This is a genomic window from Nocardiopsis tropica, assembly GCF_042660575.1.
In the GTDB taxonomy this organism is placed as follows: domain Bacteria; phylum Actinomycetota; class Actinomycetes; order Streptosporangiales; family Streptosporangiaceae; genus Nocardiopsis; species Nocardiopsis tropica.
In genome coordinates this window covers 98,447-120,050 of the sequence record NZ_JBHSUF010000010.1, presented here as the reverse complement: position 1 = coordinate 120,050, position 21,604 = coordinate 98,447, and the positions used below count along the sequence as shown (strand labels likewise).

The 21,604-nt window shown below is 72.9% G+C and carries 17 protein-coding genes; 8 read left to right on the top strand and 9 right to left on the bottom strand.

Translation table 11 applies throughout. The features are described from left to right. Positions 1-63: 63 nt before the first annotated feature. Positions 64-2,910 (bottom strand): preprotein translocase subunit SecA, encoded by a 2,847-nt coding sequence (gene secA, locus ACFQBR_RS17720; RefSeq protein WP_267948319.1) that lies wholly within the window; start codon positions 2,908-2,910, stop codon positions 64-66. Between the two features lie 501 nt (positions 2,911-3,411). Between secA and ACFQBR_RS17715 the strand changes: the two genes are divergently transcribed. Next, positions 3,412-3,927 carry a hypothetical protein gene (locus ACFQBR_RS17715; protein WP_344182183.1) on the top strand — a complete coding sequence of 172 codons (516 nt, stop codon included), beginning with the start codon at positions 3,412-3,414 and terminating at the stop codon, positions 3,925-3,927. Positions 3,928-4,154: 227 nt separating this feature from the next. Here the strand turns inward: ACFQBR_RS17715 and hpf are convergent, their stop codons facing one another. The 5 genes from hpf to mtrA all read right to left on the bottom strand — a co-directional run bounded on the left by hpf (position 4,155) and on the right by mtrA (position 10,937). Beyond that, complete coding sequence (hpf, locus tag ACFQBR_RS17710; protein ID WP_344182180.1) at positions 4,155-4,826, bottom strand: ribosome hibernation-promoting factor, HPF/YfiA family; 672 nt, start codon at positions 4,824-4,826, stop codon at positions 4,155-4,157. Between the two features lie 791 nt (positions 4,827-5,617). Next, entirely contained in the window at positions 5,618-6,352 is a 735-nt protein-coding gene (locus tag ACFQBR_RS17705) for a ComF family protein (protein WP_344182178.1), read from the bottom strand. A 142-nt stretch (positions 6,353-6,494) separates the two neighbouring features. Beyond that, on the bottom strand, positions 6,495-8,384 hold the full coding sequence (locus ACFQBR_RS17700; protein WP_344182176.1) for an LpqB family beta-propeller domain-containing protein: 1,890 nt from the start codon (positions 8,382-8,384) through the stop codon (positions 6,495-6,497). Beyond that, complete coding sequence (mtrB, locus tag ACFQBR_RS17695) at positions 8,381-10,243, bottom strand: MtrAB system histidine kinase MtrB (RefSeq protein ID WP_267948314.1); 1,863 nt, start codon at positions 10,241-10,243, stop codon at positions 8,381-8,383. Before mtrB ends, ACFQBR_RS17700 begins: the two co-directional genes overlap by 4 nt. A 16-nt stretch (positions 10,244-10,259) precedes the next feature. Then, positions 10,260-10,937 carry an MtrAB system response regulator MtrA gene (gene mtrA, locus ACFQBR_RS17690; protein WP_017570965.1) on the bottom strand — a complete coding sequence of 226 codons (678 nt, stop codon included), beginning with the start codon at positions 10,935-10,937 and terminating at the stop codon, positions 10,260-10,262. 432 nt (positions 10,938-11,369) lie between these two features. Between mtrA and ACFQBR_RS17685 the strand changes: the two genes are divergently transcribed. The 6 genes from ACFQBR_RS17685 (at position 11,370) to ACFQBR_RS17660 (ending at position 17,829) form a co-directional block, all read left to right on the top strand. Continuing rightward, positions 11,370-12,860: a glycerophosphoryl diester phosphodiesterase membrane domain-containing protein gene (locus tag ACFQBR_RS17685; protein WP_344182174.1), complete on the top strand. Its 1,491-nt coding sequence runs from the start codon at positions 11,370-11,372 to the stop codon at positions 12,858-12,860. Continuing rightward, positions 12,857-13,486 (top strand): DUF4129 domain-containing protein, encoded by a 630-nt coding sequence (locus tag ACFQBR_RS17680; RefSeq protein ID WP_344182172.1) that lies wholly within the window; start codon positions 12,857-12,859, stop codon positions 13,484-13,486. Before ACFQBR_RS17685 ends, ACFQBR_RS17680 begins: the two co-directional genes overlap by 4 nt. After that, on the top strand, positions 13,483-14,691 hold the full coding sequence (locus tag ACFQBR_RS17675) for a DUF4350 domain-containing protein (protein ID WP_344182170.1): 1,209 nt from the start codon (positions 13,483-13,485) through the stop codon (positions 14,689-14,691). The genes ACFQBR_RS17680 and ACFQBR_RS17675 overlap by 4 nt, the downstream gene beginning before the upstream one ends. Positions 14,692-14,770: 79 nt before the next feature. Further along, on the top strand, positions 14,771-15,754 hold the full coding sequence (locus ACFQBR_RS17670) for an AAA family ATPase (protein WP_267948310.1): 984 nt from the start codon (positions 14,771-14,773) through the stop codon (positions 15,752-15,754). Then, positions 15,754-17,055 (top strand): DUF58 domain-containing protein, encoded by a 1,302-nt coding sequence (locus ACFQBR_RS17665; RefSeq protein ID WP_344182168.1) that lies wholly within the window; start codon positions 15,754-15,756, stop codon positions 17,053-17,055. The genes ACFQBR_RS17670 and ACFQBR_RS17665 overlap by 1 nt, the downstream gene beginning before the upstream one ends. An 81-nt stretch (positions 17,056-17,136) precedes the next feature. Then, the gene (locus ACFQBR_RS17660) at positions 17,137-17,829 is read left to right on the top strand and encodes a tetratricopeptide repeat protein (RefSeq protein ID WP_344182166.1); all 693 of its coding nucleotides are present in this window, start codon (positions 17,137-17,139) and stop codon (positions 17,827-17,829) included. A 9-nt stretch (positions 17,830-17,838) separates the two neighbouring features. On the opposite strand, the gene ACFQBR_RS17655 is transcribed toward ACFQBR_RS17660, so the two are convergent. Then, positions 17,839-18,084 carry a DUF397 domain-containing protein gene (locus tag ACFQBR_RS17655; protein ID WP_344182164.1) on the bottom strand — a complete coding sequence of 82 codons (246 nt, stop codon included), beginning with the start codon at positions 18,082-18,084 and terminating at the stop codon, positions 17,839-17,841. A gap of 41 nt (positions 18,085-18,125) precedes the next feature. Beyond that, a complete protein-coding gene (locus ACFQBR_RS17650) occupies positions 18,126-19,118 on the bottom strand; it encodes a stage II sporulation protein M (RefSeq protein WP_344182162.1) in 993 nt (330 codons plus the stop codon). Between the two features lie 109 nt (positions 19,119-19,227). Here ACFQBR_RS17650 and ACFQBR_RS17645 point away from each other — a divergent pair, with 109 nt between their 5' ends. Continuing rightward, a complete protein-coding gene (locus ACFQBR_RS17645) occupies positions 19,228-20,196 on the top strand; it encodes an RDD family protein (RefSeq protein ID WP_344182160.1) in 969 nt (322 codons plus the stop codon). 46 nt (positions 20,197-20,242) lie between these two features. Here ACFQBR_RS17645 and ahcY read toward each other — a convergent pair whose 3' ends face one another. Next, on the bottom strand, positions 20,243-21,505 hold the full coding sequence (gene ahcY / locus ACFQBR_RS17640) for an adenosylhomocysteinase (protein WP_267948304.1): 1,263 nt from the start codon (positions 21,503-21,505) through the stop codon (positions 20,243-20,245). Positions 21,506-21,604: the final 99 nt, after the last annotated feature.

Here is a 21,604-nt window from a genome sequence, read left to right as displayed (position 1 = left end):
GCACGAACGCGTGCGGGCGCGCCCCCTCGGGGGCGCGCCCGCACGCGTGTCGGCGGCCGGGGCCTATCTGGCGGCCGCCGGGTCGCCGTGGCACTTCTTGTACTTCTTGCCCGAGCCGCACGGGCAGGGCGCGTTGCGCGCCGTGCCGGCGAACTCGTCGACCGTCTCGCTGTGGCGCTCGACGGTGCCGTCCTCGCTGGGAGCGGAGTACTGGAGCCTGTCCGGCTGGCCCTCGCCGAACCCGGGGACGACCACGTCCTCGGCCGGCTCCGCCTCCTCGGCCGGGGACGCCGCGTCGGCGGCCTCCTCGTCCTCCTCGACCGCGGTCGCGAGGGCCGTGGCGCCCGTGGCGCCGCCCACGCCCGCCGCGGTCCTGGCCGCGGCCGTGGCGGTGAGGGCGGGCTCCTCCTTCTTACGCACCTGCACCTCGACGTTGAACAGGTAGCCGACGGCCTCTTCCTTGATGGCCTCCAGCATCTGCTGGAACATGTCGAAGCCCTCGCGCTGGAACTCGATCAGCGGGTTGCGCTGAGCCATCGCGCGGAGGCCGATGCCCTCCTGGAGGTAGTCCATCTCGTAGAGGTGCTCACGCCACTTGCGGTCCATGACCTGGAGCAGGACCCTGCGCTCGACCTCGCGCATGGCTTCCTCGCCGAGGTCGGCCTCGCGGGTCTCGTAGGCGGCCCTGGCGTCCTCGACCACGCGTTCGGCGATCATCTCGCCGGTCAGCGTCTGGAGGTCGCCGTTCTCCTCCACGAACTCGTCGACGGTGAAGCTGATCGGGTAGACCTGCTTGAACGCGCGCCAGAGCTTGTCCAGGTCCCACTCGTCGGGGTCGCCCTGGGAGGTCTCCTCGACCACGTAGCCCCGCAGGACCTCCTCCAGCATGCCGATGATCTGCTCGCGCAGGTCCTGGCCCTCCAGGACCTTGCGGCGCTCGGCGTAGATGACCTTGCGCTGCCGGTTGAGGACCTCGTCGTACTTGAGGACGTTCTTGCGGATCTCGAAGTTCTGCGTCTCGACCTGGCCCTGCGCCGAGGCGATGGCCTTGCTGACCATGCCGGACTCGATGGGCTGGTCGTCGGGGATGTTCAGCTGGTTCATGAACACCTCCAGACGGCTGCTGTTGAACAGTCGCAGCAGGTCGTCCTGGAGGGAGAGGTAGAACCGGGAGATGCCCGGGTCGCCCTGGCGGCCGGAGCGGCCGCGCAGCTGGTTGTCGATGCGCCGCGACTCGTGCCGCTCGGTTCCGAGCACGTACAGGCCGCCGGCCTCGACGACCTTCTCGTGCTCCTCCTCGTAGTCGGCCTGGGCCTTCTCCAGGGCCGCCGGCCAGGCGGCCTCGTACTCCTCCGGGGTCTCCAGCGGGCTCAGGCCGCGCCCCTGGAGCTCCTCGTCCGCGAGGAAGTCGGGGTTGCCGCCCAGCATGATGTCGGTACCGCGACCGGCCATGTTGGTGGCGACGGTGACGCCGCCGAGCTTGCCCGCCCGGGCGATGATCGCCGCCTCACGGGCGTGGTTCTTGGCGTTGAGGACCTCGTGCGGGACGCCCTCGCGCTTGAGCATCCGCGACAGCAGCTCGGACTTCTCGACGCTGGTGGTGCCGACCAGCACGGGCTGCCCGGCCTCGTGGCGCTCGGCGATGTCCTCGGCGACCGCCTGGAACTTGGCGTCCTCGTGCTTGTAGACGACGTCCTTGACGTCCTGGCGCACCATCGGCTTGTTGGTGGGGATGGGCACCACGCCGACGTTGTAGGTCTGGGTGAACTCCGCCGCCTCGGTCTGGGCGGTACCGGTCATGCCGGCGAGCTTCTCGTAGAGGCGGAAGTAGTTCTGGAGGGTGACCTTGGCGAGAGTCTGGTTCTCGTCCTTGATCTTGACGCGCTCCTTGGCCTCGATGGCCTGGTGCATGCCCTCGTTGTAGCGGCGCCCGGCGAGGACGCGGCCGGTGAACTCGTCGACGATGAGGACCTCACCGTCCTTGACGATGTACTCCTTGTCCCTCTTGTACAGCTCCTTCGCCTTGAGGGAGTTGTTGAGGAAGCTGATGAGCGGGGTGTTGACCGCCTCGTAGAGGTTGTCGATGCCCAGGTAGTCCTCGACCTTGGCCACACCGGCCTCGGTGATGCCGACGGTGCGCTTCTTCTCGTCGACCTCGTAGTCGACCTCGCGCTTGAGGCGCGGGGCGATCTTGGCGAACTCCGCGTACCAGCGGGAGTTCTGCTCCGAGGGGCCGCTGATGATCAGCGGGGTGCGGGCCTCGTCGATGAGGATGGAGTCGACCTCGTCGACCAGGGCGAAGTAGTGCTCGCGCTGGACCGTGTCCTTGAGCGAGAGCGCCATGTTGTCGCGCAGGTAGTCGAAGCCGAACTCGTTGTTCGTCCCGTAGGTGATGTCGGCCTTGTAGGCCTCGCGCCGGGCGGCCGCGGTCATCTGGGGGCTGATGACGCCGACCTCGAGCCCGAGGAAGTGGAAGATGCGGCCGAGGTTCTGGGCGTCTCGGCGGGCCAGGTAGTCGTTGGTCGTGATGACGTGGACGCCCCTGCCCGCGAGGGCGTTGAGGTAGACCGCGAGGCTTCCGGTCAGGGTCTTGCCCTCACCGGTCTTCATCTCGGCGATGTTGCCCAGGTGGAGCGCGGCGCCGCCCATGATCTGGACGTCGAAGGGACGCTGCCCCAGGGTGCGCTTGGCGGCCTCGCGGACGGTCGCGAATGCCTCTGGGAGCAGGTCGTCCAGAGACTCGCCGTCCTCGTAGCGGTCCTTGTACTCCTGGGTGAGGTCGCGCAGTTCCTCGTCGGTGAGCTCGACGTAGTCGTCCTCGAGGGAGTTGACCTGGTCCTTGAGCTTGTTCAGCCGGCGCAGGATCTTTCCCTCACCCGCGCGCAGGAGCTTGTTGAGTATCCCTGGCACTTCCTATGCGCTCCTCGCAGATCGCGGTTTGCTCCACACACGTGGAGATCAGATCTAGGCCCGCCTGACCGCTTTCCCGTGGCCGCGGAGGGCGGCGGGGGTTCCTGGGCCCTCGGGCCTACATCCTAGAGGACCCGAACTATACGCCCGCCCTCCGCGGGAGGGGGCGCTCGCACGCCTTTCCCCCAGGGGAACGGATGAAACGCCCCCGAATGTTCCCGCACGTCACCCCCGGTACGGCGGGAAGGTACGGGACGGCGCCCGGCGCCGGGCCCCGGGGGCGTCCGCAAACGCGTTCCACGGGTTTTCCGCCAAGGCTCCCGCGAACCGGCCCGCGCCGCCGCCGGTCAAAGGCGGGACCGATCGGCGATCTGCTTTTCTTACCCTTTTCCTACGATTCATGAAGCCCCGACCCCATCCCCGGGTACGCCATTCGTAGAAGGTCACGCCGTGGACCCGAACCACGGCCCGCCGAACGCGAACGCGATCGAGGGAGCGACCATGAGGGGAAGCAAGCGGGAGACCGCCGGGGAGGCGACCGGCGCGGGGGAGGCCCGCCCGGCGTCACCGACGCGCAGTCCGGTGGAGGTGCTCGACGACCTGATCACCAGGAGGCGCCACCCGACGCCGGACCCCGACGACGCCGACGACCCGGGCCTGGCCTGGGAACGGCACCGCCCCAGCGACGACGAGCAGCGGCGGAACGGCCGCATACGCGGGTTCCAGCGCCAGGGCGGCAGCCTGGCGCCCACCAGCAACCACCGGGGGCGCGCGGTCTCCTGGGTGGCGGTGGTACTCGCCTGCGCCGGGTTCGCCGTGGGCGGGGTCGGCATCGCCCTGGGGATGTCCGCGGTGCTCCTGGCGGTCGGAGGTGTGCTGCTCGTCGTGGCGGCGGTCGTGGCCATGCGCTACGACCTCCTGAGCGACGTGGTGCTGGACTCGCCGCGCGTGGAGTCCGAGGAGCCGCACGACACACCGCTGCACCGCATCCGGAAGGAAGACCGGGCGGGGTCCTGAGCGGCGCGCACGACCGCGGCGGGTCCGGACGGACCCGCCGCGGCGCTGTGTTGTCGGTGGTGCCGGTTCGCCCGGGACGGCGCCCGAGCCCGTCCTCCCGGACGGAACCGGGCCCGTGCCCCGTGCGGAGGTCCGCGGGGGGAGGCGCGCACCGTGCCGTGCCCGCCGGGGCGCCGCCGGCTCCCGGGCCGGCCCGGAGGGGGCGTGTGCCCGACCGCGGGCCGCCCCTAGTCGACCAGGCGGAGAACGCCGTAGTCGAAGCCCTTGCGGCGGTAGACGACGCTCGGCGCGTCCTTGACCTCGTCGTGGAAGAGGTAGAAGTCGTGGCCGACGAGTTCCATCTCCATCAGGGCCTGGTCGATGCTCATGGGCTTGGCCCGGTGGAACTTCTCGCGGACGACGATGGGAGCCTCGCCCTGGGTGTCGAGCTCGACGAACTCGTCGGTGAACTTGCCGTCCACCGCGGCGCCGTCGATCTCCTCCTCCCCGCTCCGCTGGGCCGGGGGCGCCTGCGTCGCGGTCGCTGTGGCTGAGGGCAGGTCCCCGGGAAGGCCGGCGGTGGCGGCCGCGACGGAGACGGGAGTGTGGTTTCCGCGGTGGACCTTGCGGCGGTCCGCGGACTTGCGAAGACGGGCCTCGATCTTGTCGATCGCGAGGTCGAGGGCTCCGTACCGGTCGGAGGTCGCTGCCTCGCTCCGGATGACCGGGCCGTTGGAGTGGATGGTCAGCTCAACCCTCTCGCAGACGTCGGCGAGCTTGGGGTTGCGCTCCTGGGACACCTCCACATCGACGGTCATCCCCTTGCGCTCCCACTTGGAGAGCCTGTCGAGCTTGTTCTCGACGTGCTGTCGGAACTTGTCACTCACACCGGTGCGTCGACCCTTGACGATGATGTCCATAGGACCCCCTTCATCGCGTGACCGCCGTGAAGGCGACGGCCAGGCTGGCTCTGCATCCCTTCCGCCGTCGGGGGGCGGAGGGGTGTCGCGCGCGTCAACCCCCTTCCGCTCGTGACCTGATCCTGAACGGATCACGTCTCGCTTGGAAGTGCGTATACCCACCAGGGGCACGGTCCTCACCCGCCACAGGGACCCGATTGGTCGGGCCTCTCCGGGCAGGGAGGAGGACTTCTGCCGTGTTCGCGACAAGACGCCCATGACTCGGCCGCTGACGCCCCGGTCGGCCGTGCCGCGGGGGCATGCGCCGGGCGCCGAGCGGTACGGGGACACCTCGGGGGGCGCTGCCCCCGGAGAGGTGGGGCGGTGCCCCCGGGAGCCCGCCGGTGAAGGCGAACTCCCGGAGTATGGCATGCCACCCGTCCGGCCGACCTGGTCTTCGTCCCCACATCCGCCTGCTGAGAGTGTCGCCGCTCTTAGACGCGACTACTGCTCTTCTCCCTGTCATGAGGGACATCTGGACCCTCCGCGGGGCAGGGCTTACCTCTAAGGCGCACCGTGATCGGTCGACGAAAAGTCGCCTTACGTGGGCCGTTTCGCCTGCGCCTGGCATCGGCTTGCCGAAGGGGCGCCCTGGGGTTTCCCAGGGCTCCTGATCTCCGGCGCAACCACGGACCCGGACGGGTGCCATACGGTGACCGTAACCTGTCCTGGCGAGGATGTCAGGTAGCGGCCGGTCTCCCAACCCGCTGACAACCACCGCAAAGCCTTGCATACGTGGACTTTTCACCTGTTCACGAGGGTTCGTAAAACCTTCTTGCCCCCTCGGCCCGAATTCCCTCGCCGTGCGCGGCGAGGCGTTCGGCGAGAACCACCGCCCCCGCCACCCGGATCCCCGCGGCCCTCAGCGCACGGGTCGCCTCGGCCGCCGTCGCGCCCGTGGTGAGGACGTCGTCCACGACGACCGCCGCTCCCCCGGCCCGGTCCCGGGAGGGGGGAACGGCGACCAGGGTTCCCTCGCGGTTGGCGAGCCTCTCGGCCCGTCCCAGGCCGGCCTGGCGCCTGGGCCTGCCCCGGTGGCGCAGGAGCGGCAGGACGGTCCCCGCCGCCGGACCGCCCGCGCGGGCCAGGCAGGCGAACGCCAGCCGGGTGACGGGGGCGTGCGGGTCGCGCGGCGGCCCGCGGCCCGGCACGGGCACGAGGAGCGTGTCCGGGCCCGCCAGCCCCGACGCCTCGTAGGCGGACGCCAGGCGTCCGCCCAGGACCTGGGCCAGGGAGTCGGCCCGGCCCTCCTTGTAGGCGAGCAGCACCCGGCGGTGGTGTCCGGCGTAGGGGCCCGCCGCCCACACGGGCGGACACCCCGGTCTCGGCGCGCAGCGGTGGGGCCGGCGCTGCAGCAGGGTGAGGCAGCCCGTGCACAGGGGCCCCGAGGGGCCCGCGCACCCGGCGCAGAGTTGGGGAAGGACCAGGTCGAGCAGTGCCGAGAACGCGTCGCGCACCGCGCCGACCAGGGGTGTCGTGTGGTTCACCCCTCCAGGATCCGGCCCGGACGGGGCCGGCGCCAGCCCCTCCCCGGACCTGTGGACAGGCCCCGGGGGACGCCCGCGCCGGGGCGGCGCGCAGGGCCCGAGGAGCCCGCGCCGGAGGGCTCCGTGCGGGCCCGTCCCCGGGTCACCCCGGGAAGGTGGGCGCTCCGCCCTCCACCACGTTCTGCCAGTTCAGGGGATCGTTGGAGATCCAGATGTTGCCGTCGTCGGAACCGGCGACCAGGGGCTGCCCGGGAGCTCCGGAGATGGTCATCATGCTCGCGACCGGGGTCCCGGCGCTGGCTGGCGGGGTCCCGCCGTCCAGCGAGACCAGGAACGCCTGCGCGGTGCCGCCGTCCCGGCCGCCCAGGACCACCAGCTGGTCGGAGCTGCGCCACGCGACGTCGGTGAGGTCCTGCAGCTCCCTGGCGAGGGTGACGAACGACCCCAGCACGACCTGCCCGTCGGCGTCCTCCACGACCCGGCCCACCTGCAGCGACCGCTCTCCGTCCTCCTCCGTGACCAGCGCGGCCCGGGTGCCGTCGCGGGAGATCTGGAAGTGCACCACGGAGGTGTCGCGCAGCCCGGACACGTCCACGCGCACCACCTCCTCGCCGCCGCGCAGGAGCCACAGCGCGGTCGTCCCCGGGGCGGGGGGCGGCCCCTCCTCGACCGGGTCCTCGGTGTCGGCCTCCTCCTCGGCCGTCTCCTCCGCGTCCGGGTCGCGCTCCGCCGACCCGGCGTCCTCGGTCTCCTCGACCACCCACAGGTTGCCGTTGACGTCCCAGGACAGCTCCGTGAAGACCCCGTCCGAGAGGACCTCCTCGATCTGCGCGCCCGGGCTGGTGAAGCTCGTCACGACCTCGCCCCCGCCCTGGGTGATCCCCGCGACGGTGCTCTCGTCGACGGACACCGCGAACCGCTCCAGGAGGCTGTCGCCGGCCCCCAGGGGGCCCGGCACCCGCTCGACCTCCTCGAAGACGCCCTCGTCCCAGTCCTCCGCGGACCAGAGCTGTCCCTCGTGCGTGTAGTAGGCGCGGACCCCGCCAGTGATCGCGCCGGGGTTCACCCGGGACCAGTGGTCGCTGCCGGGGCGCGGCCGGTCGGCGCTCTCGCCGTCGGAGCCCGGGAAGTCCACCTCCGAGCCGTTCACCTTCAGCGTGAACTCCTGGATCTCCGGCAGCTGGCGGAGCGTCCAGGCGATCTGCGCCCCCATGGCGAACTCGTCGACCTCCCCGGAGGCGCCCACGTCGATGACCGCGTGTTCGGCGTCGACCTCCAGGGAGGGCGTGGCCCCCCGGGGGAAGGCGGACTCCACCGCGGGGTCCAGCCACTCGCTGGGGCCGCCGATGAGCTTGCGGAGCAGGCGTTCCGGCAGCTGCTCGTTGCTCACCGGCAGGTAGACCGGGTCCGGGACCAGCGCGCTCCGCGCGGGGTTGAAGAAGTACAGGTTGAAGGGCCGGTGCGTGCGCTCCACGTCGAGCTGGCTGAGGATGAGCTCGTCCGGCAGGCTCCGGATGCGCCAGTCGCCGTCGGGGTCGCCGTTCTCGCGCGCGAGCAGGAACGGCTCGTCGAGCAGGCGCCCGCTGTCGCTGGAGACGTACTTGCCGCTCTCGTCGATCGTGGCGACGAGGGAGCTGCGCATCCGCACGGTCGCGGTGAGCCCGTCGGCGCTGATCTCGGCGTCGAGGTCGACGGTGTCGAGGTCGGCGAAGACCTTGACCGTGCCGTCGGGCGACCAGGTCTCCCCCGTCTCGGGCAGCATGTAGCTGCGCGCCGCCTTGTGCTCCTCCTCGAAGCTGCCCATGTCCTTGAGGAAGCCGCTGACGAGGCCCTCCGGATCGACCCCGGGCTGCGGGCCGGCGGGCAGCAGCCGCACGTAGCCGCCGTAGGGGTCGCCCGCGGAGTCCCCCCCGGCGCCCGGGACGACGGGGCCCGTCGTCGGAACGGAGGCGCAGGCCGCCATGGCCGCGCACACCGCCGCGGCCGCCAGCGAGGCGCGCACGGCACGGCCGATCAGGCCCGGTCCTGTCATGACCCGTCCTCCCCACCCTCGCGCGGGTCGCGTTCGGAACGTACGGCCGTGTCGTCGGCGGCGCCGGACCGCGTGCCCTCCCGGTCGCCCCGGCCCGGGATCCGCTCGGGGCGGGCGTGGCCGTTGGCCGCGGGCTTGGGCCCGGCCGCGCCGTCCTTGTCCCCGAACGCCGGGAAGGTGCGGCCGAGCGCGATCTCGGGCGGTACCAGGGGCAGGGGGGAGCCGCGCAGCTCGCTGCCGGAGCGGCGGGGCAGGGACAGCCGGAACTGGGACCCCTGTCCGGGCAGGCCCCACGCCTGGAGCCAGCCGCCGTGCAGGACGGCGTCCTCCTTGGCGATGGACAGGCCGAGGCCCGTGCCCCCGGTGGTGCGCACGCGGGCGGGGTCGGCGCGCCAGAAGCGGTCGAAGCACAGGTGCTCCTCCCCCTCCTTGAGCCCCACCCCGTAGTCGCGCACCGCCACGGCGACCGCGTCGCGGTCCCCGGCGGCGGTGACCACCACGTCCCGGCCCTCGCTGTGCTCGATGGCGTTGACGACGAGGTTGCGCAGGATGCGGTTGATCCGCCGTGTGTCGAACTCCGCCAGGCAGGGCTCGGCGGGAAGGCGCAGCACCACCTTGATGCCCCGGCGCTCGGCGATCTGCTCGGCGTCGCCCACGGCCCTCATGACGGCGTCGCGGACGTCCGCCGACTCGATGCCGAGCGTGGCGGCGCCCGCGTCGTGGCGGCTGATCTCCAGCAGGTCGGCGAGGAGCTCCTCGAAGCGCTCGACCTGGCTCTGCAGCAGCTCGACGGAGCGGCGCATGGTGGGGTCGAGCTCGTCCCGGTCGTCGAAGAGCAGGTCACCGGCCATCTTGATGGTGGTCAGCGGGGTGCGCAGCTCGTGGGAGACGTCGGAGACGAACTGGCGCTGGAGCTTGGACAGCTCCTCCAGCTCCTTGATCTTCTCCTCCAGGTTGCCCGCCATGTCGTTGAAGGAGACGGCCAGCCTGGCCAGGTCGTCCTCGCCCTGCACGGTCATGCGCTCGGTGAGGTCGCCGGCGGCCAGCCGCTCCGCGGACTGGGCTGCGGAGCGGACCGGGCTCACCACCTGCCGGGTGATGACGAACGCGATCAGCCCGAGGAGTATGACCAGCAGGACCGCGACCAGCGCGACCGTGTTCTGGACGAGGTCGAGGATCTCCTGCTCGTGCTGGAGCGGGAACAGGTAGTACAGCTCGTAGGCGTGCGTGAGCTGGGCGCCGACGACCAGCGCGGGCTCCTCCTCGCCCTGCTCGGTGGTGACCCGCGTGTACGTGTGGTACTGCTGGTCGTTCGCCTCGGACTGGCGGACCTGCTCGATCAGGCGCGGCGGGACGCTGCCCTCGCCGGTCGCCCACCCGAGCTCGTCGCTCACCGAGGGCAGGATGACCACGCTGTAGAGACCGGTGTCGCCGCTGCGGCTGGTGAGCTCGCTGGCGAGGTTGTACAGGAGCCGGTCGCGGTCGCCCCCGTCGTTCTCCTGGAGCTCGGCGAGGGCGTAGTTGAGCCCGGCCCGGTGGTCGGTGACCGCGGTGGTGATCTTGGCGTCGAGCAGCCCGCCGCGCACCTGGGAGATCATCGCGTACCCGAGCCCCACCATGACCAGCAGGGACAGCACCAGCGTGGTGGAGATGACCCGCAGGTGGAGCGAGCGGCGCCAGTTGGTGTGCACGCCGCGCACCAGGGCGCGGGCGGCCCTCTGGGCGAACAGGTAGGTGCGGGTCAGGCCCGTCTCGCCGTCACGCCACCGCCCTCCGGGAGCGGGCAGCCCGGAGGGCGGGACGGACCGTTGCCCCTCGGAGTCGGCCCCCCGCTCCTCCTCGGGTGTACCTGCGGTCATGTGCGGCCCTGCGGTATCAGGCGGTTCCGGCCTTGTAGCCGACACCGCGGACGGTCACGACGACCTCGGGGTGCTCGGGGTCCTTCTCGATCTTGGCGCGCAGGCGCTGGACGTGGACGTTGACCAGGCGGGTGTCCGCCGCGTGGCGGTAGCCCCACACCTGCTCCAGCAGGACCTCGCGGGTGAAGACCTGGCGCGGCTTGCGGGCCAGGGCGACCAGGAGGTCGAACTCCAGGGGGGTGAGGCTGATCTGCTCGCCGTCGCGGCGCACGGCGTGCCCGGCGACGTCGATGGTGATGTCACCGATCTGGAGGACCTCGGGAGCGGGCTCCTCGGTGCGGCGCAGCCGCACGCGGACCCTGGCCACCAGCTCCTTGGGCTTGAACGGCTTGACGATGTAGTCGTCGGCCCCCGACTCCAGGCCCAGGACGACGTCGATGGTGTCGCTCTTGGCGGTGAGCATGACGATGGGCACGCCCGACTCCGCGCGGATCTGGCGGCACACGTCGATCCCGTCGGCCCCGGGCAGCATCAGGTCGAGGAGGACCAGGTCGGGCTTGGTTTCGCGGAAGGCCTCCAGGGCCTTGTCCCCGTCATGCACGAACGAGGGCTCGAATCCCTCACCCCGCAGCACGATGCCCAGCATCTCGGCGAGGGCGAGGTCATCGTCGACAACCAGTACACGTCCCTTCATGTGTGTGTCCGGCGCCGGGCGTCAGCACCGCCTCGCGGGCGGATTTCGCGGCGCCTACTCCTCTCTCTGGAACACTCAAGCGGCGTAAACGGTCGGTGCGCCCCTGCTCCTCGACGCAAGGAACTGCTTTGTCCCCCCAACCTTGCCACCTTCGGGCGGGGTTGGGAGAGTGGTCGATGCATTTCGCTCCGTGCGGACCGATTTCGACCACCGGCGGTGTCGGCCCTGGCTGCGCCGGTCCGAAAACCTTCGCGACTTGGCCTGTTGGTAACAGAAAGCATACAAAAGGAATGAAGTGCGTCGGTTGTTGCTGGACGCGCGCCAGGGCCGCCGGGCACTGGTGGAACCGGCCGGTAGGTTGGATTCCAACACGGTAGAAATCGCGCGGATCCGCTCGCGCAGCGTAACCGAACACCACGGAGGGCGGAGCACATGACCCAGGAGGACGACCACCGGGACACGTCGGGAAGCAGTCCCGGCGCCCCTGGCGATGGCGGTTCCTCCGGGGGTGCACCTTCGGAGCCGGGCGGCTGGGCCGCCCCCGGGAGCGCGCCGTCCGCGCCCGAGCCCCCCGCGGGCGGACCGGCGGTCCCGTCCGGCCCGCAGGAGCGGCCGGGCTTCGCCGCGCCGGGTTCGGGCGGGCCCGCCCACGGGGACGTGCCGCCGCAGGACCCGTACGGGGCGCCCGGCGCCGGACCGCAGTCGTACGGGCAGCAGGGCTACGACCCCCCGTCCGGATACGGGCAGCAGGGTTACGCGCCCCAGCCCGGGTACGGACAGCAGGGCCACGGACAGCCGGGATACGGTCAGCCGCCCGGCTACGGGCCGCAGGGGTACGGGCCGCAGGGGTACGCTCCCCAGCCCGGATACGGCTCGCCCCTTCCCCCCGGGATCCCCCGCGCACCCAAGCCCGGTGTCGTCCCGCTCCGCCCCCTGGCCCTCGGCGACGTCTTCAACGGCGCGTTCAGCCTCATCCGGAGCAACCCGAGGACCACGGTCGGCCTCTCCCTGGTCGTCATGGCCATCGCCGCCGTGCTGACCTCGCTGGCCTCGGCCTGGTACCTGGACGACTACACGGCCTGGATGGACGAGGTCCTCGTCGATCCGGCCGCCGTCGACCCGAACGCCCCGCTGTTTCCCGGCTCCCCGCTGACCTTCGTCCTGATGTTCGCGGGCGAGCTCATCGTCTACCTCGGCGGATTCGTCCTCCTGGGCCTGCTCGCCGCCGCCATCGGCATGGCCGTGCTCGGGCACCGCCTCACGCCCCGCCAGGCGTGGGAGGCAGCCCGCGGCCGGATCGGGGCCATCATCGGCCTCGCGCTCGTCAAGCTGGCCATCCAGTTCGTCATGTGGACCGCCTTCGTGGTGGCGGCGACCCTCTCGTTCGTGCTCGGCATCGTCGTGGGCGTCGAAGGGGGGCCGGCCGCCGGCATCGTCGTCGGCCTCCTGGTGTTCCTGCTGGCCACCGCCGTCGTCGTGGCGCCGAGCACGTGGATCTGGGTCCGGCTCTACTACGCCATGCCGATGATCGTGCTCGAACGCCTCGGCCCGGGACAGGCCATGGCCCGCTCCTGGCGCCTGTCCCAGGGGCAGTGGTGGCGCACGTGCGGCTACTGGCTGCTGACGCTGGTGATCGTCCTCCTCGTCGGCTCGATCCTCAACATGCCGTTCGGCATCGCCGCCGGGGTGTTCACCTTCATCGACGCGACCGCGACCTGGACCGTCGTCGCCTCCGCCGCCCTCACCTACGTGGGCACGGTGCTGGTCTACGCGGTCACCCAGCCCTTCTCGGCCGGCGTCACCACCCTGCTCTACGTCGACCTGCGCATGCGCCGTGAGGGCCTCGACCTGAAGCTGCACGAGGCGGCCCGGGCCGGCTACGAGGCCGGACCGGAGATCTACCTGCCGGAGCCGCGGACGTGAGCCTCCACCTCTCGGCCGCCGGCGAGGTCAGCCGGGACGAGGGTCGCAGGCGCGCCGTCGAGGAGCTGAGCGACCCCCTGTACGGGGAGCAGGAGCCTGGCCTCCTCGACCGCTTCCTCGACTGGCTCTCCGGCCTCATCGACGGGCTCGCCGAGGCGGGCTCCGGGGTCTTCGGGGGCTGGGTGGTCCTCGCCCCGCTCCTGCTGGTCGTCGCCGCCCTGGCGGTCTGGCTGATCCTCTGGCTGCGGCCCTCGCGGAGCCGCGCCGCCGGGCCGCCCGTGCACGAGGGCGCGGTCCTGTCCGCGACCGACCACCGGGCCGCCGCCGACCGCCACGAGGCCGCGGGCGAGTACGCCGCGGCCGTCGCCGAGCGCCTGCGCGCCATCAGCGTCGACCTCGAGGACCGGGTGATCGTCGCGCCGCGCGCCGGGCGCACGGCCACGGAACTGGCCGCCGAGGCCTCCGTGCTGCTGCCCGGCGAGGCGGACGGACTGCACGAGGGCGCCCGGATCTTCAACGACGTGGCGTACGGCGACCGCTCCGCGACCGCCGACTCGGCGCGGACCATGCGCGAACTGGACACGCGGCTCAGGGCCGCCCGCCCCGCCGAGGAGGCGCGAGGATGACGGCCACAGCCCCCGCCGCGCCGCCCCGGACCGGCGCCCCCGGGGACGGCGGCCCGGACGCCCCCCGCGCACTCCGCGTGTGGCGTTCCGCGCGCACGCCCGTCGCCGTGGTCACCGCCCTCGTCGTCGTCTCGGTGCTGCTCTCCCTGGGTACCGAGCGGTTCCCCACCGGCTACCTGGAACCCGGCTCCGTGTCCCCCGACGGCACACGCGCCCTGGTCGAGGTCCTGGGCGAGGACCGCGACGTCGACGTCGTCCGCTCCTCGGCCGCCGCGGGCGAGGCCGTCGCGCGGGCCGGCGGCGACGCCGTGCTCGTGGTGACCCTCGACCACCGGCTGCTGCCCTCCGAACTGGAGGAGCTGGCCGCCCTCGACACGGACACCGTCCTGGTGCAGCCCTCCGTGGCCTCCCTCGCGGCGTTCGCGCCCGGGGTCGAGGTGACCGGGCGGGAGGTGCCCGACAACATCCTGGAGTACGGCTTCGCCCCCGAGTGCGGTCTCCCCGCCGCGGAGGCCGCGGGGAACGCCACCGTCGGCGGCGAGCTCTACACGGCTCCGGCGGGGGCCGACGCCACCGGGTGCTACCCGGGCGGGAGCGGCGACGCCCTCCTCCGCGTGGAGGACGGCGGGACGGCCACCACCGTCCTCGGCACGGGGACCCCCCTGACCAACACCGCCCTCGACACCGGGGGCAACGCCGCGCTCGCGATGAACCTCATGGCCGCGGACGACGTGGTGTGGCTCCGTCCCGACCCGCCTCGGCAGGAGGGCAGCGCCACCCTGTGGGAGCTCGTCCCGCCGGGCCTGCGCTGGTCCCTGGTCCCCCTGGTCGCCACCCTGCTGCTCCTCGCCCTGTGGCGGGGCCGCCGGATGGGCGCCCTGGTCCCCGAGGCCCTCCCCGTCGTCGTGCGCGCCTCGGAGACCACGGAGGGGCGCGCCGGGCTGTACCAGGCGCGCAAGGCGCGGGACAGGGCCGCGTACGCCCTGCGTTCGGGCTTCCTGGAGCGCACGGTGCCCAAGCTCGGCCTCAGCGCGGAGACGGCGCCGGAGGCGGTCGTGGAGACCGTCGCCGCCAGGACCGGGGACGACCCCGGCCACCTGCGCGCCCTCCTCTACCCGGACGGCCACGACCCCTACGCGGCCGACGACGACGCGCTCGTCCGGCTCGCCGACGAACTCGACGAGCGCACCCGGAGGCTGAGGTGACCCCCGCGGCATCCCGCCGGGCGCCCTCCCCCCGCCACGACACAGTGAACGACCAGGTATCGAGAGAGGTAGACGGCACGTGAGCGCCTTCACACCCGAGGCACCGCCATCCGCCGACGAGGCACGCGCGGCGCTGGTCGCCCTGCGCCGCGAGGTGGCCAAGGCGGTCGTGGGCCAGGACGAGACGGTGACCGGCCTGGTCGTGGCACTGCTGTGCCGCGGCCACGTCCTGATGGAGGGTGTGCCCGGCGTCGCCAAGACGCTGCTGGTGCGCACCCTCTCCGCGGCCCTGTCCCTGGACCACAAGCGGGTGCAGTTCACGCCCGACCTGATGCCGGGCGACGTGACGGGCTCGCTCGTCTACGACCAGCACACCGCGAAGTTCGAGTTCCTCAAGGGGCCGGTCTTCACCAACCTGCTGCTGGCCGACGAGATCAACCGGACCCCGCCCAAGACCCAGGCCTCGCTGCTGGAGGCCATGGAGGAGCGGCAGGTGACGGTGGAGGGCAGCCCGGTCGCGCTGCCGGACCCGTTCATGGTGGCGGCCACCCAGAACCCGGTGGAGTACGAGGGCACCTACCCGCTGCCCGAGGCGCAGCTGGACCGGTTCCTGCTCAAGGTCACCGTCCCGCTGCCCGAACGGGCCGCCGAGGTGGAGATGCTGGGCCGGCACGCGGCCGGTTTCGACCCGGGCGACCTGGCCGCCGCCGGGGTGGTCCCGGTGGCGGGCGCCGCCGAACTTCGGGCGGCCCGCGAGGCCGTGCAGCGGGTGCGGATCGCGCCCGAGGTGCTCGGCTACATCGTCGACCTGTGCAGGGCCACGCGGCACTCGCCGTCCCTGCAGCTGGGCGCGTCCCCCCGCGGCGCCACGGCGCTGCTGCGCACCAGCCGCGCGTGGGCGTGGCTGTCGGGCCGCGACTACGTGATCCCCGACGACGTGAAGGCCCTCGCCAAGGGAACGCTGCGGCACCGGATCGCCCTGCGCCCGGAGGCCGAGCTGGAGGGCGCGACCACCGACGGAATCCTGGACGGTGTGCTCGCCTCCGTCCCGGTACCGCGCTGATGGTGGTCACCGGCAGGGCGGTCCTGCTGGCGTTCCTCGCGACGGTCGCGGTGGCGCTGTCCGGCCTGGTCGGCGCCTGGGCCGCCGTCGCGGCCCTGGTGCTGCTGGCGCTGCTGCTCGTCGCCGACGTGTGCCTCGCCGCGAGCCCTGCGGCGCTGCGGCTCTCCCGGGACGGGGACTCCTCGCTGCGCCTGGGCGACTCCGCGGTGGTGCACGTGACCCTCGCCAACCCGACCCGGCGCAGGCTGCGCGGCTCGGTGCGGGACGCGTGGCCGCCGAGCTCGCACGCGGCGCCGCGCAGTCAGCCGGTCCGGGTGGACGCGGGCGAGAGGCGCCGGGTGACGACGACCCTGACCCCGAGCCGGCGCGGTGACGCCCGGGCCGCCGGGGTGACCGTGCGCACCATCGGCCCGCTGGGACTGGCGGGCAGGCAGCGGACGCTGACCGCGCCGTGGACCGTGCGGACCCTGCCGCCGTTCCACAGCCGCCGCCACCTGCCCGGCAAGCTCTCGCGGCTGCGCGAGCTGGAAGGCCAGCACACGGCGATGGTGCGCGGTCAGGGCAGCGAGTTCGACTCGTTGCGCGACTACGTGCCCGGCGACGACGTGCGGTCGATCGACTGGCGGGCCACCGCCCGCAACGACGGCGTGGTGGTGCGGACGTGGCGCCCCGAGCGGGACCGGCGCATCCTCATCGTGCTGGACACGGGGCGCACCTCGGCGGGCCGGGTGGGCGACACCCCGCGGCTGGACCACGCCATGGACGCCGCCCTGCTGCTGGCCGCGCTGGCGGGCCGGGCGGGCGACCGGGTGGACTTCATGGCCTACGACCGGCGCACGCGCGCCCAGGTGCGGTCGTCCGGCAAGGGCAGCCAGGTGAACCGGATCGTGGAGGCCATGGCCCCGCTGGAGGCGGAGCTGGTGGAGTCCGATCCGGCCGGGCTCGTCGGAACCGTCCTGGGCACCCAGGGGCGGTCCAGGCGGCTCGTGGTACTGCTCACCGACCTGAACGCGGCGGCGCTGGAGGAGGGGCTGCTGCCGAGGCTGCCCCTGCTGACGTCGCGCCACCTGCTGCTGGTCGCGGCCGTGCGGGACCCCGCGGTCGACGGGATGGCGGGGGAGCGCGGCGGCGCCGACGCCCTGTACCGGGCCGCGGCGGCCGAGCGGACGCTGAGCGAGCGGCGGCGGGTGACCGCCGAGCTGCGCCGGTTGGGCGTGGAGGTGGTCGACGCCGACCCCGAGCACATCGCTCCCGCGCTCGCGGACGCGTACATCAACCTGAAGGCGCAGGGGCGGCTGTAGGGGCCTCCGACGCGCCCGTGGCGCCCGTCCGGGCCCTCCGTCCCCTTCACGGGACGGCCTCCGGACGGGCACCATGGCCGTATGCCCCTCTCCCCCGGAGCCGCCGACGGCTCGTGCGACGACAGGTCCGCCAACGCCTTCCGGGGCGACGTCCACGGCCAGCTGGTGCAGGCCCGCGGCATCCACGGCGGTGTCACGATCCACGCGTCGCAGACGCCTCCCCCGCCCCTGGTCGACGTGTCGCTGGACACCCCGCGCCCGGCGACCGCCGTGCGCGGACGCGAGGAGCTGCACGCGGACCGGGCCGGGCCCCTGGGCCCCGAGCACCCCGACACCCTGGACACCGCCTACCAGCTCGGCCTGGTCTCGATCCGCCGCGAGCGCTGGGACGAGGCCGGGGAGATCCTGTCGGAGGTGAGGGAGGCGAGCCTCCGGGCAGCCGGGGAGGAGGACCCCCTCCACCTGTTCATCGCCCAGAACCCCGCCTACGTGACCATGCGCCTCGGGGACCCCGCCGCGGCGGAGACCGGGTTCCGCCGTGTGCACCGCGTGCGCGAACGCGTGCTGGGGGCGGGGCACCACCTCACCGCGGACGCGGCCTACTACGTGGGCCGCGCGGCACAGGAGCGGGGGGAGTGCGCCGAGGCCCTCGGGATCTTCACCGGCGTCCTCCGGAACTGGGAGGAGCAGCTGGGCGAGGAGCACCCCCAGGTGGAGACGGTCAAAAGGCGCATCGATGAGGTCGCGGAACCCGGACCCGGGACGACCCGCTGAGCCTCCGTCTCAGGAGCCGTTGACCGCACGCACCAGGGCCGTCCACTCCGGTGCGTCGAGCCTGAGCGTCCCCGCCCCCCTGTGCGCGGAGTCCCGCACGCGAACGGCGGACGCGGTGACCGCCACCTCGACGCAGCAGGTCTCGGCGGCGCCGTGGGAGCTCGTGAACCACGCGGGCACGGCGGGCACCGCCTCCCGGTGCCGACTCCCCCGGACGCCGCCGCGCGGGCCGTTCCGGGGGGTGTGGGTGTCCATGGTGCGATGCTGCCACGGAGAGCCCGGCGGCGCAGGGGTTCTCAGGCGACCGGTACGGCCTCCGGCGCGTTCTCGATGTCTCCGGTCTCGCCCGCCAGGTACGCCCTGCGGCCCACCGTGAACACGTAGAGCACGAACAGCGCCTCGGCGACCACGCCGATGCCGATCCTCTGCCAGGTGACGTGCACCCAGCCGGTCACGAAGCCCTCGATCAGGCCCGAGACGAACAGCACGACCACCAGGCCCAGCACCACGGCGATGGCGGCACGGGCCTCCTCGCCCAGGGCGCGCATGCGGGTGCGGTCCCCCGGGGAGATGATCGTCCAGCCGAGCTTGAGGCCCACGCCCCCGGCCACGAACACGGCCGTCATCTCCAGCAGGCCGTGCGGGAGGATCAGCCCGAAGAACACGTCGCCGCGCCCGTGGGCGATCATCATGCCCGCCGCCATGCCGATGTTGATCCCGTTCATGGCCAGCACCGCGATGGTGGGCAGGCCGAACGCCACCCCGAAGATGATCGCCTGGGCGGCCACCCACGCGTTGTTCGTCCACACCTGGGCGGCGAACGAGCCCGCGGGGTTCTCGACGTAGTAGTTGGCGAAGTCGTGCTCGACGTACCGGGCCATCGACTCCGGGGTGCCGAGGGCGTGGAGCACGTCGGGGTCGTTGACGATCCACGCGGCCGTGACCGCGGCGACCGCGACCGTGCCCGCGGACGTCCCGATCCACCACCACCGGAGCCGGTACAGCACCGCCGGGAACACCCGGGTGAAGAAGCCCCCGACGTCCCGCCACGCGGACGCGTGGGCGCCGGTCACCGCCGACCGGGCGCGCGCCACCAGTGCCGACAGCCTGCCGACGAGGGCCGGGTCCTGGCCCGAGGAGCGCACGACCGACAGGTGGGTGGACACCCTCTGGTAGAGCTCGACGAGTTCGTCGATCTCCTCACCGTCCAGTGAACGGCGCCTGCGCACCAGATCGTCCAGCCGTTCCCAGTCCCGGGCGTGCACCGCGGCGAACACGTCGATATCCACGCATGGGACCCTATCGGTTCGGCTCGGGGCGGTGCCCGCGAGGCGAACCCGCCGTCCCATGTGGCGGGTAATGTCATGGGGACGGTTTCAGACAGCCCTGAGGGAGCGTGTGCTGGTGTCCTATCCCGGCAACGGTGACACCCGCGGCGACGTGTACGGCGTGACACCACTGGTCACCGGTGACGCGGTGGTGCTCGACCTGCGTCCGGCGGGCTTCGCCACGAGGGCCGCGGCCCTGGCCATCGACGTCATCGTCCAGATCATCGCGCTGATCGCGCTCGGCATCCTGACGTCGTGGATCAGCACCGGCATCGACGCGGCGGCGACGGCCGCGGTCTCGCTGGCGGGCCTCGTCCTGGTCCTGGTCGGCTACCCGACCGTCTTCGAGACGGTCTCGCGCGGGCGCTCGCTCGGGAAGATGGCGCTGGGCCTGCGGGTGGTCGGCACCGACGGCTCGCCCGAGCGGTTCCGGCAGGCGCTGGCGCGCGGGCTGGCGGCGTTCGTGGAGATCTGGATGACCACGGGCACGGTCGCGCTCATCACGTCGATGGTCAACCGGGACGGCCGCCGGGTGGGCGACTTCGTCGCCGGGACCATGGTGGTGGAGGAGCGCGGCGGCAGCCGCCGCGACGAGGTCGTCCCCATGCCGCAGCACCTGGCCGGGTGGGCGGCGGGCGTCGAGCTGTCCCGGCTGTCCGCGGAGACGGCGGCCGCCGCCCGCCAGTACGTGCTCCGCTACGGCGAGCTGGCCGAGCACACCCGCCACGAGATGGGGATCAGGCTGGCCGACGCCGTCGCCGCGCAGGTCAGCCCGCCTCCGCCGCCCGGCACCACCCCTCCGTACTTCCTGGCCGCCGTGCTCGCCGAGCGCCGCCGGCGCCACGAGGCCGCCGCGCAGCCGCCCGACCACGCACAGCAGCCCCCGCAGGGGTATCCGGGACGGCCGGACGGCCACGCGCAGCAGTACGGCGGGTTCGGACAGGCCCCGGGCCACCCGCACCGGCCGGGGTACACGCAGCAGTACGGCGGCCACCCGCAGGCGGGGCCCCAGCAGGGCGGCCCGTACCCCCACCGCTGACGGGCCCGGGTGCGCCGCGGCCCCGGAGCCGCGGCGCACCGGGGGCTCAGGGACGCCAGGAGCGCAGGTAGTCCTCCTGGCCCGGGGTGAGCGAGTCGATCCGCACCCCGAGCGAGGCCAGTTCCAGCCGGGCCACCTCCGTGTCGATGCCCGCGGGCACCTCCAGCACCCCCGGCCCCATGTCGGCGTGGTTCGCCGCCAGCCACTCCGTGGTCAGGGCCTGCACCGCGAACGACATGTCCATGACGGCCGCGGGGTGGCCCTCGGCGGCGCCGAGGTTGACCAGGCGCCCCTCCGACAGGAGCAGGACGCGGCGCCCGTCCGCGAACACGTACTCCTCGGCCTGGTCGCGGACCCCGCGGTCGACCGCGACGGCCAGCCGCTCCAGGGCGGCCAGGTCGATCTCCAGGTCGAAGTGGCCCGAATTGGCGAGGATGGCGCCGTCCTTCATCCGCTCCAGGTGCTCGGCCCGGACCACGTCGCGGTTCCCGGTTACGGTGACGAACACGTCACCGACCGGAGCGGCCTCCTCCATCGTCGTGACGGTGTAGCCCTGCATGACCGCGTCCAGGGCCTTGACCGGGTCGACCTCGGTGACGACCACCCTGGCCCCCATGCCGCGGGCCCGCTCCGCGAGCCCCCGTCCGCAGTAGCCGAACCCGGCTACCACGACCGTGCGCCCGGCGAGCAGCGCGTTGGTCGCCCGCAGGATGCCGTCGATGGTGGACTGGCCGGTCCCGTACCGGTTGTCGAACATGCGCTTGGTGGCGGTGTCGTTGACCGCCACCATCGGCAGGCGCAGCTCGCCCTCGGCGCTCATCCTGCGCAGCCTGATGACGCCGGTGGTGGTCTGCTCGCAGCCGCCCAGCACGCCCTCCAGCAGGTCGGGCCGGTCCGCGTGCGCGGTGTTGACCAGGTCGCACCCGTCGTCCAGGATCAGGTGCGGACGCGTCTCCAGGACCGTCACCAGGTTTCGGTCGTAGGATGCCGGATCCATCCCGGCCCATGCGTAGACCGAAACACCGTACTCGGCGACCAGGGCCGCCGCGGTGTCGTCCTGGGTGGACAGCGGGTTGGACGCCGCCAGCGCCACCTCGGCGCCGCCCGCGCGCAGGGCGCGCAGCAGGTTCGCGGTCTCGGCCGTCACGTGCAGGCACGCGGCCACGCGCAGCCCCTCCAGGGGGCGTTCCGACGCGAAGCGCTCGCGCACGCTGCGCAGCACCGGCATCGAGTGCTCCGCCCAGTCCACGCGGCGGATCCCGGCACGGGCCAGGCCGAGGTCGGCCACCTCGTGCGCGGTGTCGGTCATGTGCTCACCAGAGTCCCTTCGCCGGTCCGGTCCCCGTTCCCGACCGGGGCCGGAACAGGCCGCGGGCGCCGCCGGGGGTCCCGGCGGCGCCCGGTCGTC

Coding starts and splice junctions, on each gene's coding strand:
- mtrA (WP_017570965.1), bottom strand. CDS start 10,937: ATGAAGGGACGTGTACTGGTTGTCGACGATGACCTCGCCCTCGCCGAG.
- hpf (WP_344182180.1), bottom strand. CDS start 4,826: ATGGACATCATCGTCAAGGGTCGACGCACCGGTGTGAGTGACAAGTTC.
- ACFQBR_RS17655 (WP_344182164.1), bottom strand. CDS start 18,084: ATGGACACCCACACCCCCCGGAACGGCCCGCGCGGCGGCGTCCGGGGG.
- ACFQBR_RS17715 (WP_344182183.1), top strand. CDS start 3,412: ATGAGGGGAAGCAAGCGGGAGACCGCCGGGGAGGCGACCGGCGCGGGG.
- ACFQBR_RS17700 (WP_344182176.1), bottom strand. CDS start 8,384: ATGACAGGACCGGGCCTGATCGGCCGTGCCGTGCGCGCCTCGCTGGCG.
- ahcY (WP_267948304.1), bottom strand. CDS start 21,505: ATGACCGACACCGCGCACGAGGTGGCCGACCTCGGCCTGGCCCGTGCC.
- ACFQBR_RS17660 (WP_344182166.1), top strand. CDS start 17,137: ATGCCCCTCTCCCCCGGAGCCGCCGACGGCTCGTGCGACGACAGGTCC.
- ACFQBR_RS17685 (WP_344182174.1), top strand. CDS start 11,370: ATGACCCAGGAGGACGACCACCGGGACACGTCGGGAAGCAGTCCCGGC.
- ACFQBR_RS17675 (WP_344182170.1), top strand. CDS start 13,483: ATGACGGCCACAGCCCCCGCCGCGCCGCCCCGGACCGGCGCCCCCGGG.
- ACFQBR_RS17665 (WP_344182168.1), top strand. CDS start 15,754: ATGGTGGTCACCGGCAGGGCGGTCCTGCTGGCGTTCCTCGCGACGGTC.
- mtrB (WP_267948314.1), bottom strand. CDS start 10,243: ATGACCGCAGGTACACCCGAGGAGGAGCGGGGGGCCGACTCCGAGGGG.